This is a genomic window from Silvimonas soli (genome assembly GCF_030035605.1).
GTDB classification, from domain to species: Bacteria; Pseudomonadota; Gammaproteobacteria; order Burkholderiales; family Chitinibacteraceae; genus Silvimonas; species Silvimonas soli.
On record NZ_CP106736.1, the window covers coordinates 1,600,395 to 1,614,935 of the forward strand.

Below are 14,541 nucleotides of genomic sequence, written 5' to 3' on the forward strand. Positions count from 1 at the left end.
TGTCATGAGCAGTAATCATGAGAGGCCACAATGCAATCTTTACTTGAGTTACGGCACCTCAAAACCCTGGCTGCGATCCAGGAAAACAAAAGCATTACCCGCGCAGCGGAGCGTTTACATCTGACGCAATCGGCCGTTTCGCACCAGTTGCGCTTGCTGGAAGACCATTACGGCGTGCCACTGTTGACGCGCAAAGGCAGTACGTTGGCGTTTACTCCGGCAGGCGAAAAGTTGTTGTTGCTGGCGCAAAGCGTGATGCCGCAAATCAACGCCGCCGAGCGCGACATCGCCAAATTGCGCGAGGGTGAGGCTGGGCAACTGCGCATTGCGGTGGAATGCCATACCTGTTTTGACTGGCTGATGCCGGCGATGGACACCTTTCGCGAGCGCTGGCCAGAAGTCGAACTCGATATCGTCTCCGGCTTTCATGCCGATCCGGTCGGGCTGATTTTTGAAGACCGCGCTGACCTTGCAATTGTGTCCGAACTCGAAACCGAACCGCGCGTCACACACTTGCCGCTGTTTGTGAGCGAAATGGTCGGGCTGGTCGCGCGCGATCACCCACTGGCCGCCAAGCCATGGCTGGATGCAATCGACTTTGCCGATGAAACGCTGATCACCTATCCGGTGCCGGACGACATGCTGGATCTGATCCGCAAAGTGCTGCGCCCGGCGGGAGTGAACCCGCTGCGCCGTACCACCGAGCTCACCGTGGCGATGCTGCAACTGGTGGCCAGCAAGCGTGGCATTGCTGCGCTGCCACACTGGAGCGTGCAGCATTATCTGGAGCGCGGGTATGTGGTGGCCAAGCCCATTACCGAAACCGGTTTGACCAGCGAGTTGTACGCAGTGGTGGCGTCGGAACGTGCACAGGTGGCGTATCTGCAGGAGTTTGTGGCGATTGTGCGTGATGTCAGCGCCAGCGAACTGCCGGGAGTAACGCTGCTGTAGGAATGCGCCGGGTAATATTTGTCTGGAAATCGACTACGCAAAACTACGCTTTCTCAATTAAAACAAGGGTGTCATCCCGCAGTGCGGGAACAACGTTGCTTACTTATAGCCCAACCGCGGATAGCGATGCAGCGCGTCGCCGCCACACCAAGGAGAAGGCCCATGGCACCCGTCGCTCAAGCAGCAGCACTGTCCTGGCAATTTGATAATGTCGACCTGACTCGGGTTGATTTCAGCCGTATCAAAGACAACGAAACCTTGTTCTATCTACTGGTGGCGTCATCGTTTATTGAAAGTGGCGCAGATTTGTATACCAGCAACTTGGTGGATTTTTTTGCCGACGACGCGGAAGTCGCCGCCTGGCTTAGCAATCACTGGGAACAAGAAGAAATGCAGCATGGGCGCGCATTGCGTTGCTACGTGCAGCACGTCTGGCCAGATTTTCCGTGGCAGGCCGCGTTTAACGATTTCTTCGAGGAATACGCGGCGCTGTGCGTGGCTGAAGAACTCGAACCGACCAAGGCCCAGGAATTGGCCGCACGTTGCGTTGTGGAAACCGGCACCTCCAGCCTGTATCGCGCCATCAACACCTGCACCGATGAGCCGGTGCTGCGCGAGATCACCGATCACATCCGCCGTGATGAAGTGACCCACTACAAACACTTTTATCACTACTTTTTGCGCTACCGCGAAGCACAACATTTAAGCCGCTTCAAAACCTTCACCACCCTGGCCCGCCGCTTGCTGGAACTGCGCAACAGCGATGCCGAGATTGCCTTGCGCCACACCCTCACCCACCACAATCCCACCGCGTCTGACTTTCATCGCCAGCGGATCAACAACGAGGTCAGCGGTCTGATCCGGCGCAACCTGCCGGTAGATATGACCATCAAGATGCTGCTCAAACCGTTATTGCTGGGGCCAAATATGCAGAAGGCGTTGCAGTGGCCGTTGCAGGGCGCCACGCAGTTGTTTTTGCGGATGCCATTGTAGGTTGGGGTCAGGACTTGGTTGTTGTTGCGATTACCGATCATCCCCACCTTGCCCTGGATTCCCGCCAAGCGGACCGCCGAGATCGGAAATGATGATGTGATTGGTGTGCAACGGATTGCTGCGGGGGCTGTGACGGTTGCTTTTAGCTCCCCTCTTTTGGAAGAGGGGCTGGGGAAGATGGCTGCAATGAGGGATTAACCGCTGCGGCCCGGTCCACCCAAAACCCAATCTCCCCTAACCCCTCTTTGAAAAAGAGGGGAGCCACTATTGCTGTTACTCCTGACTCTGCCTCTTTGCTCACCACGCCGACCGAGGGAATGCCGGAGGCGCGCAGAGGTAACAGGCAAATAGACGGCTCGCTTCCCCGCTACAACCTGCATAGACATCAACCATAAAGCACCGTTAGCCCAACTTGAACGCCGCCCGCGTTGTCGGGCCGCCATCTTTGGCCGCCGCGCCGCCGCCTGCATCAATTCGTGGCTGGGTGACGTAAACCCGCGCAACATCCACACCTTTGCTTTCCAGGAAGCTTTTCACCACCAACGCCCGCTGGTTGGCTAGCGCGCGTAATTCGTTCTCCCCGGCCGGCAAATTGGCCAGTAACAGTTTCTCCATCTCCGCAGGTGGCAGCGACTTGTTCATCCCGATCAGATTGGTCGGTTTGTTGGGGAATTTGGCCTGCTTGTAGACCACTTCCAGCAACTTCGGATATTCCTCGGGCGTGATCTCCAGCGCGGTTTCATCGGCCACCGATTCGCCGTGTTCCACCAGTTGCTTCGCTTTGATTGCCTTCATGCGCGACAAGACCATTTCTTTGCGCAAACCCGTTTGGTCTACCGCAGGATCGGCCCAGCCACTGATTTCCAGCTTCATGGCAGGACGGTCATTCAGCGCAGTAGTCAGCTTGCTCAAGCTTTCTTGTGTGGCGGTATCCAGCACCGCCGAACCGGGAGCAAAGGCGGCGTAAGAGAACTGCGGGCCGCCGCCAAAGGCCGATGCCAGCAGATCAAACGGCGCGGTAATGGCTTTCTCCAGCAGGTTGACGATGACCTTGATGATCAAACCGCCCACGCTGAATTGCGGATCGTCCAGCGAACCGGCAATGGGCAGGTCCAGATTGATCTGGCCGTTGCGGTCAGTTAGCAACGACAAAGCCAGTTTCACCGGCAATTTGGTGGCATCCGGGCTATCGGTTTTATCACCCAGCGTCAGCTGATCCAGACTTACCTTGTTTTGCGCCAGCAATTTGCGGTTTTCAATTTGATAGTGCACATCCATGGACAGCTTGCCTTTCTGGATGCCATATCCGGCGTATTTGGCCGAATAGGTTGAGGCTGCTGCCAGTTCGTACCCCTTCACCGAAGCATTGATATCCAGGAACAACTGCTGCGCCAGCGGATTAAGCTGGCCACTGACCGCAACGGGTGCGATATGGTCCACGCTTCCTTTGATATCCAGTGCAGCGCGGGCGGTTTCAGCCGAAGACAAACCGGTGATGGTGCCGCCCATATCGGTCAGATTGGCAGTGTAATTCGGCTTAACAAAGTCATCGGTGTAATTGATATTGCCGCCCGCCAGTTTGATGGTGCCGATACTGATGGGCGGCAACGGCTTGGCCGGAGCACTCACCGGGGCCGAAGCCACTGCACCAGGCTTGGGCGCCGGAGTGGGCACAGGCGTAGCGCTGACCGCCGCGCTGGCCGGGGCCGAGGCGCTGGTCAGCGAGACCTGCTTGCCACGGCGATCCGCGTTGCCCTCTTTGACAACAATGTCGGCCAGGTTCAAATGACCATCCGGGTACAACACCAGCCGCGAGTAAAAATCCTGCAGCGACACGGTGTTGACGTTGACCCGCAATGGTTCAAAGCGGGCATCAATACCGCTCACATCCAGCCGCTTGAATTTGAGGAAGTCCTCGCCCGTAATTTTATCCAGTGAGTACAGATCATCCACCCGGACACTACCGCGATAACTGCCGGTAAATTTGGGCGCTGTGCCGAATACCAGGTCCCCCTTGGCCGAGACGTGAATGCTGGGCACGGTAACGTTCAACCAGCGCGAGTAATACGCCTGGCCATAACCCACATCCAGATTCTGCAAATTGAGTTTGATCTTGCCCGAGGCCGGAGAGTTGGCAACCGCCCCGGAGACTTCATAACGGCCGCCTTTCCCGCCCAGCGCCAGCAGGCTGAACTGCGCAGGCGTAGCGGAAGGCCATTCCACCGGGCCGGTTTCCAGCTTCAGGCTTTTGATTACCACCGGCGGTAACTTGGGTAATTGGTGATCAACAAACCGCATGCCCAGGTTATCAATGTTTACCGCGCTGGCGGCAACATGCGGGGGCTTAAGCTCTGCGACCGCAGCAGCGACCGGTCGCCCCACGTGCGCGTCTGCGGCCTGCGCTTTGGTTATCCCGCCCCAGTCGATCAGCCCGTCGAGCCCGCGTGCCGCGCCGATATTGGCATCGGCCAGCGTTACCCGGCCCAGTTGATAGCGGGCGTTGTCAAAGTCCAGCGACGCATCGGCAATAGCCAGTTTGCCAATCTGCAACTGGCCTTCCTTGCTGTTGTTGAGCTTGAACTGGAAGTTATTGAAGCTGCTATTGACCGCACTGAGCTTGAGACCGGTGTCGGCGGCATAGTGATACTGGCTGGCAAAATCGAGCGTGCCGCCGGTAATTGCCGCATTCAGCCGGGGCGTTGCGTAGGGCTGATATTGCGGCAGTGCCAGGGCCGCCAGTTTGATATTGCCGTCCAGCACCAACGGTTGCAGCGTAAACGTGCCCTGCTGGGTGATTTTTTCACCCGCCGGAGTAGCGGCGGCGATGTCCAACGTGGCTGCGGTTTTACCGGGCAAAGTAAAGCGCTGCACCGTGATATCGAGCGGATCAAACACCGTGACAAAGGCCGGTTTCACGGTTTCATCACGCAAGTCCACACGGGATTTACGCAGATTGATCTGCGCAATCGCTACATCGGGCGTTGCCGACGGTTGTTCTTTTGCCGCCGCAGCGCTTGCCGCTGCCTTGGCGGGCGCCGCCGTGCTTGCTGGTTTGTTCTGTAATGCCTTGATGAAGTTCAGGTTACCCGCGTCGTCACGCGTTACGGCCAGATGCAGCCCATCGCTTTCTACGTTCTGCAAATGGTAAACGCCCGCCAGCGGACGCACATCCGCCAGTGTGATTTGCAGCCTGGTCACTCCAAATAACGGCGCGCCGGCATCATCGATCAGCTGCACATCGCGCAGCGCGGCCGAGCCGGTCAGGCGCAGTTGCGGCTGGTCATGCTCTTGCCGGAACACCAGTTGCAACTGGCTATCGAACTTGGCCGCAGGCAGTTTGATACCCAATTCCAGCGGCACATATTGCATGTATTGCGGCAAATCCAGTCCGGTTACTTTGAGATCAACCGTGGTCTGCCGGGTGTTTTCAAACGGCGTGGTTTTGCCATGCAGATCAAACGGCGAGCCATTCAATTTGAATGCCAGATGCGGCTCGACCACGGTATCGACAAAGCCCGGCAAGCTGGAAATAAACGGCACGCCCAGCTCGATACCGGTGATTGCCGTTTTCTGTTTAACCACCTGGTCATCAAAATCGATACGCCCACCCAGAAGCTGGATGTTGTAAAGCGCAAAGCGTGGCAGTGTATTGTCCGTTTTGGGCTTGCTGGCAGGCTGATCGAGCAAATCCGACCAGTTGTAGCGATGCGCAGTTTGCCGCTGCAGCAGCAAGTAGGGTGTATCCAGGGTCAGCGCGCTCAGCACCGGGCCGCGGCGCCAGATTGAGGCCAGATCGAGATTGGCGACCACGCTCTTGGCTGAAAGCACGGTTTTGCCCGCTTCACGCACCTGCAAACCGTCTATATGCGCTTGCAGGGTGAACGGGTTGAAGCCCATGGCGGCAATGGTGGTGGGGCGATGCAATGCCTGGGTTAGCGCTTTTTCCAGTTGCGGCCGGGCCAGCCAGGGCAGCAACAAAAATCCGCCGATTGCGACAAGCACCAGCAACACCGCCAAACCAGTCAACCAGCGGGCCAAGCGGCCAGGTGTGCGAATGAAACCAACTAACCAAGCACGCAAACGGGGCATTCAGACGTTCCGTAGAAGGTAAAACAGACAAATAGCGCTATTGTGAGTAAACAGGCATCTGCAATTGCCTGGCTTGCGTATATAGATAGTGTATAGGTGCAATCAATGCTGACAACAACGTCTGCGCAGCACGCAAAGGCCATGGCAAAGACATTCGCTTTCACGTATCTATCTTGAATATTTCAAGGAAGGCAGAGCAGACCCAAATACGTTAAGCAGATACAAAACAATTGGTCGCCGCCGACGCTTCGGGATCAACCTGGCTTCCCGCTGGACCGGCTTAGCGCTTAGAATCGGGGTATAAATCAGAATGTTTTACAACATTTACGATTCGACCTTATAGCTTTAAACCGGGCATGTCGCCTGGCGCGCAGCGAACATTATCTGCGCCCATGAGCTATGACGCCGTGCTTTATTTCACTTGATCACCCCTGAGCTGCGGTGGTCAGGCTTATGAATTTGAACCCGGGTAAATAACGTGGTTTTTTCGTTTTTCAAGAAAAAAGAGGGTGATGGCAAACCAGAACCGCAAACCAGCGGTCCGGTTACTGCCCCGCGTGCGCCAGCCGCGGCGCCCGCCCCTGCACGTGCTGCCACTGCCGCAGCGCCTGCAGTTACAGCCGCCAAACCCGATGTGCCCACTGTTTCTCCGGCCAAGTCGCCCGCTCCTGCCGCTGCCAGCAAGCCGGTAGCCGCTGAGCCATCCAGCTATAACCTGCAAGAACTGACCATCGAAGTCGAAGACGGCAGTACCAATCTGACTGAAGCCGAAGAAGAAGCAGTTGTGTTGTACGCCAATGGCCAGACTGCTGCGGCTGCCACCAGTTTGCGCGCCGCTATTCCTGGCATCACCGGCCAGCGCCGCATCGAAACCTGGTCGATGCTGTTCGAGCTGTATCAACAGCTGGGCAAGCATGCTGACTTTGACGATCTGGCGCTGTTGTACGTGGTTGAATTCGAATCCACGCCGCCGCTGTGGCGTGAACTGGCGGCCAATACTGCTGCCGCGGCCGCCGCAGATGCCGCCGCAATTGGTACGGCCGGATATATCTCGCTGCCGGCACAACTGAATGGCGACAACACCTCACGTGAAGTCGACAAGCTGGTCACCACGTGTAAATCCGGTACGCCTGTGCGCCTGGATATGAGCAAGGTGTCAGGCATCGACAGTATGGCCGCAGCGGAACTGTTGTTTGGCTGGCAAAGCGTACGCAAGCTAGGCAGCGTGGTGCAGGTGATTGGCGCTGACAGCATGATCAAACTGCTGGGTAGCAAGATCGAACCTGGTCGCGTTGCCCCGGCCGAAGCGCCTTATTGGCTATTGTTGCTGGAAACAACCCAGGCCAGCGGGAATCAGGATGCGTTTGAAAATATCGCCATCGATTACGCGGTGACCTATGAAGTGTCGCCGCCCTCGTGGGACGGCTCGCTGGTATTTGCCGCGCCAGCCAAAGGCGCACCAGCAAGCAGCAAAGCAGCGGCAGCACCCCCTACCCCATCTACACATTCGCCAGATCGACTGCTGTTGTCCGGCGCGCTACTGCAAGGCGCCGCAGCACAACTGAAGGGCATTCGTGAATTTGCAGATCGCCAGAGCCGCCCGGTGCTGGACTTCCGTGAAGTCACCCGCGTCGACTTTGAAACAGCTGGCCAGTTATTGAATCTGGCCATGGAGCTGGTGCAAAAAGGCGTGGTGGTACGCCTGGCCGGAGCCAATCCGCTGGTGGCCGGCATGTTGCGCTTGATGGGCATTGGCGATCTGGTCGAAATCAGCGGCAACTGACGCCCCCTTCCCTGCCCGACAATCTCTCCTGCGCTTGAACGGGGCCACTTGCGCCCCCACATCAATTGCAACATACGTTTGCAGGAAAGAATCCCATGGAGCAATTTGACGGAACAACGATCGTCTCGGTGCGTCGCGGTAGCGATGTGGCCGTGGGCGGAGATGGCCAGGTCACACTGGGCAACGTGGTGATCAAAGGCACCGCACGTAAAGTACGCAAACTTTACAACGACAAGGTCATTGTCGGTTTTGCTGGCGGCACTGCCGACGCGTTCACTTTGTTCGAGCGTTTTGAATCCAAGCTGGAAAAACATCAGGGCAACCTGACCCGCGCTGCGGTGGAGCTGGCCAAAGACTGGCGTACCGACCGCATGCTGCGCCGACTGGAAGCCATGTTGATCGTGGCCGACCCAACTGCCACCCTGGTAATTACCGGCAACGGTGACGTGCTGGAGCCAGAACAAGGCATCGCAGCGATTGGTTCGGGTGGTGCTTACGCCCAGGCCGCTGCCCGAGCATTGCTGGAACATACTGATCTGCCGCCATCGGTGATCGTCAAAAAGGCGCTCGAAATCGCTGGTGATATCTGCATTTACACCAATCAGAATCACGTGGTGGAAACCTTCGAGCAACCCCGGTAAATAGCGCCTGGTTACTCAAAAAAAAAGCGGGCCATGCCTGCTTTTTTTACGTCCGAACGCCTGCCGTGGCCAAGACTGGCCACAAGCCGTGTGCCACAAATACACAAACTCGCTCCTTCGGGCGAAGAAACAACACCGCATGCCCCTGCCAATTGCAGCCCGCGCTCACTTTGGCAGCCGCCTGCGCTAAAATCCCGCGCATGAACCATACACTCGCCTGCCTGCGGCATCTGAATGCCGAAACCTGGGTCTCTGGTGCCCGCATTGCCGAGGCGCTGGATTTATCGCGCGCCAGCGTATCCACTGCACTGGCCCAAGCCGAGGGCTTTGGCATTACGCTGGAACGCAAACACGGCGTGGGCTATCGCCTGACCGAACCGGTAGATTGGCTGGATACCAAGGTCATCCAGCGGCTACTGCCCCGCAATGGCGTATTGCACGTTGAGGTGGCCGACCGTACTGATTCGACCAACCGGCAATTGCTGGCGGCACCGGCACACGGCTTGGCACTGGCGGCAGAATGGCAAGACAGCGGGCGCGGACGGCTGGGGCGGCGCTGGCAAGGTCGCCTGGGTGCCAGTTTGATGTTTTCACTGGCTTGGTCATTTCCTGGCGGCGCGCCTACGCTGGCCGGGCTGCCGCTAGCGGTAGGCAGTATCGTGGCTGAAGCGCTGGCGGAATGCGGCGTCGGCAATATCGCCCTGAAGTGGCCGAACGATTTATTGATCGGCAACGCCAAAACCGGCGGCATTCTGATCGAACTGACCGGCGATGCGCTGGGACCGGCATGGGCGGTGATCGGTATCGGGCTTAATTTGTTGCCGCCCGCCGTTGAAGTTAATCAGGTGGCTACCGGTCTGACCGAGCATGGCCTGAATGTAACGCGCAATGATTTGCTGGCACGTTTACTGGAAAAACTGGAACATGGGCTGGAACGGTTTGCCCGCAATGGCTTTAGCGAATTTCGCCAGCAATGGGAAAGCCGCCATGCCTGGCAAGGTTTACCAGTCACGCTTTCCGGTCCGGATGGCAGTACCCAGGCAGGCATTGCCGCTGGCGTGACCGCCGACGGCGCATTGCGCCTGGAAACAGCCGATAAAGAACTCATCATCCACGCGGGCGACGTCAGCCTGCGCCTCGCCGCAAATCAGGGCTAAGACTCATGTATCTGTTGATTGATCTGGGCAACACCCGCCTGAAATGGGTCCAGGCCACTGCCGCTGACGCCTGGAGCGAGCTGACCGAGGTGGACGCGCAAGCCAGTGAAACCTGGCACAGCCTGTTCTACACCCTTGAGCAGCCAAAGCGTGTGTTGGCTTGTTCTGTCGGGACTCCGCATATCCGCGACTTTCTGAGCCGCGCAGCGTTTGACATGTGGAACATCGAGATTGAATGGCTGACTGTCACCCGTGAGGCGCTCGGTGTGGAAAACCGTTATCGCAACCTGGCCCAGCAGGGGCCGGATCGTTGGGCTGCGGTATTAGGCGCGCGCAGTCTGTATCCGGATCAAGCATTGGTGGTCGCCAGCGCAGGTACGGCGCTCACGGTTGAAGCGGTCACGGACGACGGGCTCTACCTGGGCGGCACCATCCAGCCCGGATACCGGCTGATGAAACAATCGCTTAACCAGGGCACCGCCCGCCTGCCTTTGGCCGACGGCTATTTTCACGATTATCCGACCTCGACCGAAGACGCCATTGAAACCGGTTGCCTGACCGCGCTGGCCGGGAGCGTGCAAGCCATGTTGCGCCGGCTGCAAATGCGCGCCGACGCACCACGCGTTTTGTTAAGCGGCGGCGATGCCGAGCGTTTGTCCGGACATCTCGATATGCCGCACACGCTGGTCGATAACCTGGTGCTGCATGGTCTGGCGGCGCTGGCGTTCAGTACCCATCAACCCAATGTGGCGGAGCCCAGCGCATGAAGTGGATACTCGCCGTGCTGCTGGTCGCCAATGTCGCTTTTCTTGCGCTGAACAAAACACTCCCGAGCGCGCTGCCAGCAGGCACCGCATCGCATGAGATCAACGCGGACAAAGTCCACATCGTAACCGGCAACGTAGCTTACGCCTCGCAAGCGGCCTCTGCGGCAGCAGCCAGCGCGCCGGCAGAAGTTGCCGCCGCTACTCCGATGCCAACCGCAGTACCAACGGCAACGCCTACACCCGTTGCCGCAGACGCGACCCCAACGCCCACGTTGAAACCGCTCGCGCAAAATAGCGATACACCGCAGGCGTGTTTGCGCTGGACCGGGCTGACCGGGGATCAAGCCGATATCGCGCGCGCGCGCATCAAGGCACTCAAGTTGGTGGCCACCGAACAGAATCTGGGTAGCAATGCCAAGGTGTGGGTATACATTCCGCCGCAACCTGATCTGGAAAGCGCCAAACGCAAAGCTGAACAGCTGGCCCAGTTGCAAATTGATGATTACTTCGTGGTCAACAATGGCAGCAAGTGGCAAAACGCCATTTCGCTGGGTGTGTATTCGACCCATGACGCCGGAGCACGACGTCTGGACGAATTGCGGGCCAAGGGCGTGAAGTCCGCCGTTCTGCGCGACAAGGATGACTCCCTGCGCCACAGCAGTTTTGTATTGAAGTCGGTTACCGACAGCCAGCGCGATACCCTGAACAAAGCGGCGGCTCAACTCAAAGGTACGGTACTGGAACCGGCCAGCTGCGGCTGATTAGCTGCGAGCGGTTCCAGGTCGCATTGCCACTCAAGGTTCGAACTTGGTGACTTTGGCACCGGACTGGGATTGCACAGCTGCTGGCTCGCTGTCCATTTCTGGTTGCGGCGCGGGCTGGTTCTGCTCATTCAGCAGTTTCGGCGCAAACCGGACAAAATCTCCCGGCTGCGCCTGACCTTTATCGACCGTCACTGCCGCGAATTGCGTTTGCACCTGAGCAACAGTCGCCATCCCGGCGCGTGTTTCCGGCAAACCCAAGCCCATACCGGGATTGCTACCCGGCGTGGAAATCGGCTGCATGCCATATTTTTCGCGATAAAACTGCAAGTGGTCGCCGGCAACCAAACCGCTCATGGCGCCTGCATCCACGTAGGCCAAACCGTTTTCCACCTTGGTCACGCGTGCTGAAAACGGTACACAAGCCACGTCCGACTGCGCCCCGGCAACTAGTTGCTCAGCTACGCTGCCAAGCGCCTTGCCAAAGTCGCTACTCATGAACCCGGCGCTGCCCACCGGCTGCGATGCCCGTGCCAGGATATCGCCAGAGACCACAGTCTGCACCCGCCGTTGCGCCACCACTGCGCCAGATACGGTATCGAATACAAAGATTTCGATATCGGCATGGCGTGCCGATGGCGTGGCTTTCAGGCCGGCACCAAAGAAATCCAGTATCGGTCCGTCCAGTGCCAGCTTGCGCTCACCGGGCCGCACATCCGAGCCATGCGTGGCGCGATAGGTTTCGCCTTCGGTGGAAATATCCTGAACGATTCCGCCCAGTACCAGTTGCGTACCAAACTCCCGGCCCAGCAACCGCACTTGATCCGGCAAGAAGATCGGCGCATCGAAACGCGGATCAAGATCAAATGGCACTTCCCCTTTGCTGGCGCTGGTTAACCAGCCGCCCACGCGGGTGAATTTTTGCTGAAAAATCTGCTGCAAACCGGACTGCAGCTGGCGCAGATCCTGCGATTGCGATGGTTGGCGCACCCAGAATGGGGTGACCAGCAGTTTGCGTTTGTAGGGGTTGGCGGCGCAACGCGGCGGGGCGATCTCGTCCCCTGTCACTACCGGCACCACGGTGCCATCTGCACTCGTCGCAGCAACGCTGGCGCTGTTTTTGGGGATACCCGGATTAACCCATCCCGCAGGTTGGGTGGTATCAGCCAACGTAAGGTGCGGCACCATCGCCACAACCACAGCGGCGATAGAATGGCCAAGCAAAGTAAACCGGGAGGGCATGCGTGATATCCGCAAAAAGCAATTTAACCGAGACATGATATATGGATATCACACACTCGGCTGGGCCGCCCGGTTACTTGAGAAAGCGCGGCGTCAGTGCGTGCTTAGCGCACGCGAAACACCAAGTCCCACACGCCATGCCCAAGGCGGATACCGCGCTGCTCAAACTTGGTCAGCGGACGATAATCCGGGCGCGGCGCGTAGCCGTCCGCGGTGTTTTCCAGCGCAGGTTCGGCGCTCAGCACTTCCAGCATCTGGATCGCGTAATCCTCCCAATCGGTGGCCAGATGGATATACCCGCCCTGCTTGATGCGGCTGACCAGCAATTTTACGAAGTCTGGCTGGATCAGGCGACGCTTGTTATGGCGTTTCTTGTGCCACGGATCAGGGAAGAACACGTGCACGCCATCCAGCGCGGCGGGGGCGATCATCTGTTCCAGCACATCCACCACATCGTGCTGCACGATGCGCAGATTGGTCAGGCTTTGTTCGCCCACCAGTTTGAGCAAGCTGCCCACGCCGGGCGTATGCACTTCGCAACCGAGGAAATCTTTCTCGGGAGCGCCAGCGGCGATTTCCGCCGTGGCCTGGCCCATGCCAAAGCCGATTTCCAGAATCTTCGGCGCGGCACGACCAAAAGCAGCGGCCAGATCCAGCGGCTCGGCAGCATACGGGATCATGAATTGCGGGCCAAAGTCGTTCAGCGCACGTTCCTGACCGGCAGACAGATGCCCCTGGCGCAGCACGAAGCTGCGGATACGGCGCATGTAATGTGGGTTGTCCATAGCAAAAACCTGAATTCGATGTAATGCGGGGGATGCAAACAAAACGCCGCACACTGGTGCGGCGCTGCTAGCGATGAATGGCGGCCATGTTAAAGCCTGCAGCGGCTTTTAGCCAGAATCACCGGGTCAGCGGCAGGCTGTAGTAACGGTAAGTCTGGTCCATTTCATAGCCCAGCGACTCGTACAAAGCCTGCGCCGTGGTGTTGCTGTGGGCGGTGGAGAGGTCGATGCGCACCGCGCCGGTGGCCTCGCCGTGCTGGCGGGCCTTTTCCATCAACAGCCGGGCAATACCGTGCCCTCGCGCCGTTTCTGCCACGAACAGGTCGTACAACGTCCAGAACGGCGCTGCAGCCAGCGAGCAAAAACCGGGATACAGCTGGATGAAACCGGCAGCTTGGCCATCAATCTCGGCCAGCAGCACCACGCTTTGCAGTTTGGCCAGGCGCTCCGCCAGATAATTGCGGGCGAGCGTCAGATCGGATGGAAGTTCGTAAAACACCCGATAGGCATCGAACAACGGCGCCACTGCGTCGAGATCATCCAGCGAGGCATAACGGACACTCACCACTGTGCCCGCCATTTACTTGGCGCCAATCAAGCCGGAGATCGGGCTGGACGGATCAGCACTGTACAGCTTGCGCGGCATGCGGCCAGCCAGGAACGAATCGCGGCCGGCCTGCACCGCCAGATTCATCGCCCGCGCCATGCGGATTGGATCACGCGCGCTTGCGATGGCGGTGTTCATCAGAATGCCGTCGCAGCCCAGTTCCATGGCAATCGCGGCATCGCTGGCAGTGCCGACACCGGCATCGACCAGCACCGGCACTTTGGCGTTCTCAATGATGAGACGCAGATTCCACGGATTAAGAATCCCCATGCCCGAGCCGATCAACGACGCCAGCGGCATTACCGCCACGCAGCCAATCTGCTCCAGTTCTTTGGCAATGATCGGGTCGTCCGAGGTGTAGACCATGACGTCGAACCCGTCCTTGACCAGCACTTCTGCCGCCTTGAGGGTTTCGCGCACATTCGGGTACAGCGTGGTGGAATCGCCCAGCACTTCCAGCTTGACCAGGTTGTGACCATCAAGCAGTTCACGACCCAGGCGCAGTGTGCGCACTGCATCGTCCGCGCTGTAACACCCGGCGGTATTGGGTAGATAGGTGTATTTCGAGGGCGGTACGGCATCCAGTAAAGACGGCTGGCTGGCGTCCTGGCCAATGTTCACGCGGCGAATGGCTACTGTGACAATCTCGGCGCCACTGGCTTCAATCGCCAGCCGGGTTTCTTCAAAGTCCTTGTATTTGCCGGTGCCTACCAACAAGCGTGACGAATAGGTTTTTCCGGCAATCTGCAACACATCGGACATGAT

12 protein-coding genes are annotated in these 14,541 nt (G+C 58.3%); 7 read left to right on the top strand and 5 right to left on the bottom strand.

Annotated features, from left to right (window positions below; translation table 11 throughout):
- The first annotated feature begins 30 nt into the window (after positions 1-30).
- Positions 31-951, top strand: a complete 921-nt coding sequence (locus N7220_RS07320; RefSeq protein WP_283150802.1) for a LysR family transcriptional regulator — start codon at positions 31-33, stop codon at positions 949-951.
- 162 nt (positions 952-1,113) lie between these two features.
- Positions 1,114-1,944 (top strand): ferritin-like domain-containing protein, encoded by an 831-nt coding sequence (locus N7220_RS07325; RefSeq protein ID WP_283150803.1) that lies wholly within the window; start codon positions 1,114-1,116, stop codon positions 1,942-1,944.
- A gap of 402 nt (positions 1,945-2,346) precedes the next feature.
- Here the strand turns inward: N7220_RS07325 and N7220_RS07330 are convergent, their stop codons facing one another.
- A complete protein-coding gene (locus tag N7220_RS07330) occupies positions 2,347-6,033 on the bottom strand; it encodes a DUF748 domain-containing protein (protein WP_283150804.1) in 3,687 nt (1,228 codons plus the stop codon).
- Between the two features lie 478 nt (positions 6,034-6,511).
- Between N7220_RS07330 and N7220_RS07335 the strand changes: the two genes are divergently transcribed.
- The 5 genes from N7220_RS07335 (at position 6,512) to N7220_RS07355 (ending at position 11,142) form a co-directional block, all read left to right on the top strand.
- Entirely contained in the window at positions 6,512-7,816 is a 1,305-nt protein-coding gene (locus tag N7220_RS07335; protein WP_283150805.1) for an STAS domain-containing protein, read from the top strand.
- Between the two features lie 95 nt (positions 7,817-7,911).
- The gene (hslV, locus tag N7220_RS07340) at positions 7,912-8,457 is read left to right on the top strand and encodes an ATP-dependent protease subunit HslV (RefSeq protein WP_283150806.1); all 546 of its coding nucleotides are present in this window, start codon (positions 7,912-7,914) and stop codon (positions 8,455-8,457) included.
- A 200-nt stretch (positions 8,458-8,657) separates the two neighbouring features.
- A complete protein-coding gene (locus tag N7220_RS07345) occupies positions 8,658-9,614 on the top strand; it encodes a biotin--[acetyl-CoA-carboxylase] ligase (protein WP_283150807.1) in 957 nt (318 codons plus the stop codon).
- 5 nt (positions 9,615-9,619) lie between these two features.
- Positions 9,620-10,381, top strand: coding sequence for a type III pantothenate kinase (locus tag N7220_RS07350; RefSeq protein WP_283150808.1), 762 nt, complete (start codon positions 9,620-9,622; stop codon positions 10,379-10,381).
- Positions 10,378-11,142, top strand: coding sequence for a hypothetical protein (locus tag N7220_RS07355; RefSeq protein WP_283150809.1), 765 nt, complete (start codon positions 10,378-10,380; stop codon positions 11,140-11,142). The genes N7220_RS07350 and N7220_RS07355 overlap by 4 nt, the downstream gene beginning before the upstream one ends.
- A gap of 33 nt (positions 11,143-11,175) precedes the next feature.
- On the opposite strand, the gene N7220_RS07360 is transcribed toward N7220_RS07355, so the two are convergent.
- From N7220_RS07360 to N7220_RS07375, 4 genes are all read right to left on the bottom strand, one after another.
- Positions 11,176-12,384, bottom strand: a complete 1,209-nt coding sequence (locus N7220_RS07360; RefSeq protein WP_283150810.1) for a flagella assembly protein FlgT middle domain-containing protein — start codon at positions 12,382-12,384, stop codon at positions 11,176-11,178.
- Between the two features lie 104 nt (positions 12,385-12,488).
- Entirely contained in the window at positions 12,489-13,169 is a 681-nt protein-coding gene (trmB, locus tag N7220_RS07365; RefSeq protein WP_283150811.1) for a tRNA (guanosine(46)-N7)-methyltransferase TrmB, read from the bottom strand.
- Between the two features lie 118 nt (positions 13,170-13,287).
- Positions 13,288-13,749 (bottom strand): GNAT family N-acetyltransferase, encoded by a 462-nt coding sequence (locus tag N7220_RS07370; protein WP_283150812.1) that lies wholly within the window; start codon positions 13,747-13,749, stop codon positions 13,288-13,290.
- On the bottom strand, positions 13,750-14,538 hold the full coding sequence (locus tag N7220_RS07375) for a thiazole synthase (protein ID WP_283150813.1): 789 nt from the start codon (positions 14,536-14,538) through the stop codon (positions 13,750-13,752).
- Positions 14,539-14,541: the final 3 nt, after the last annotated feature.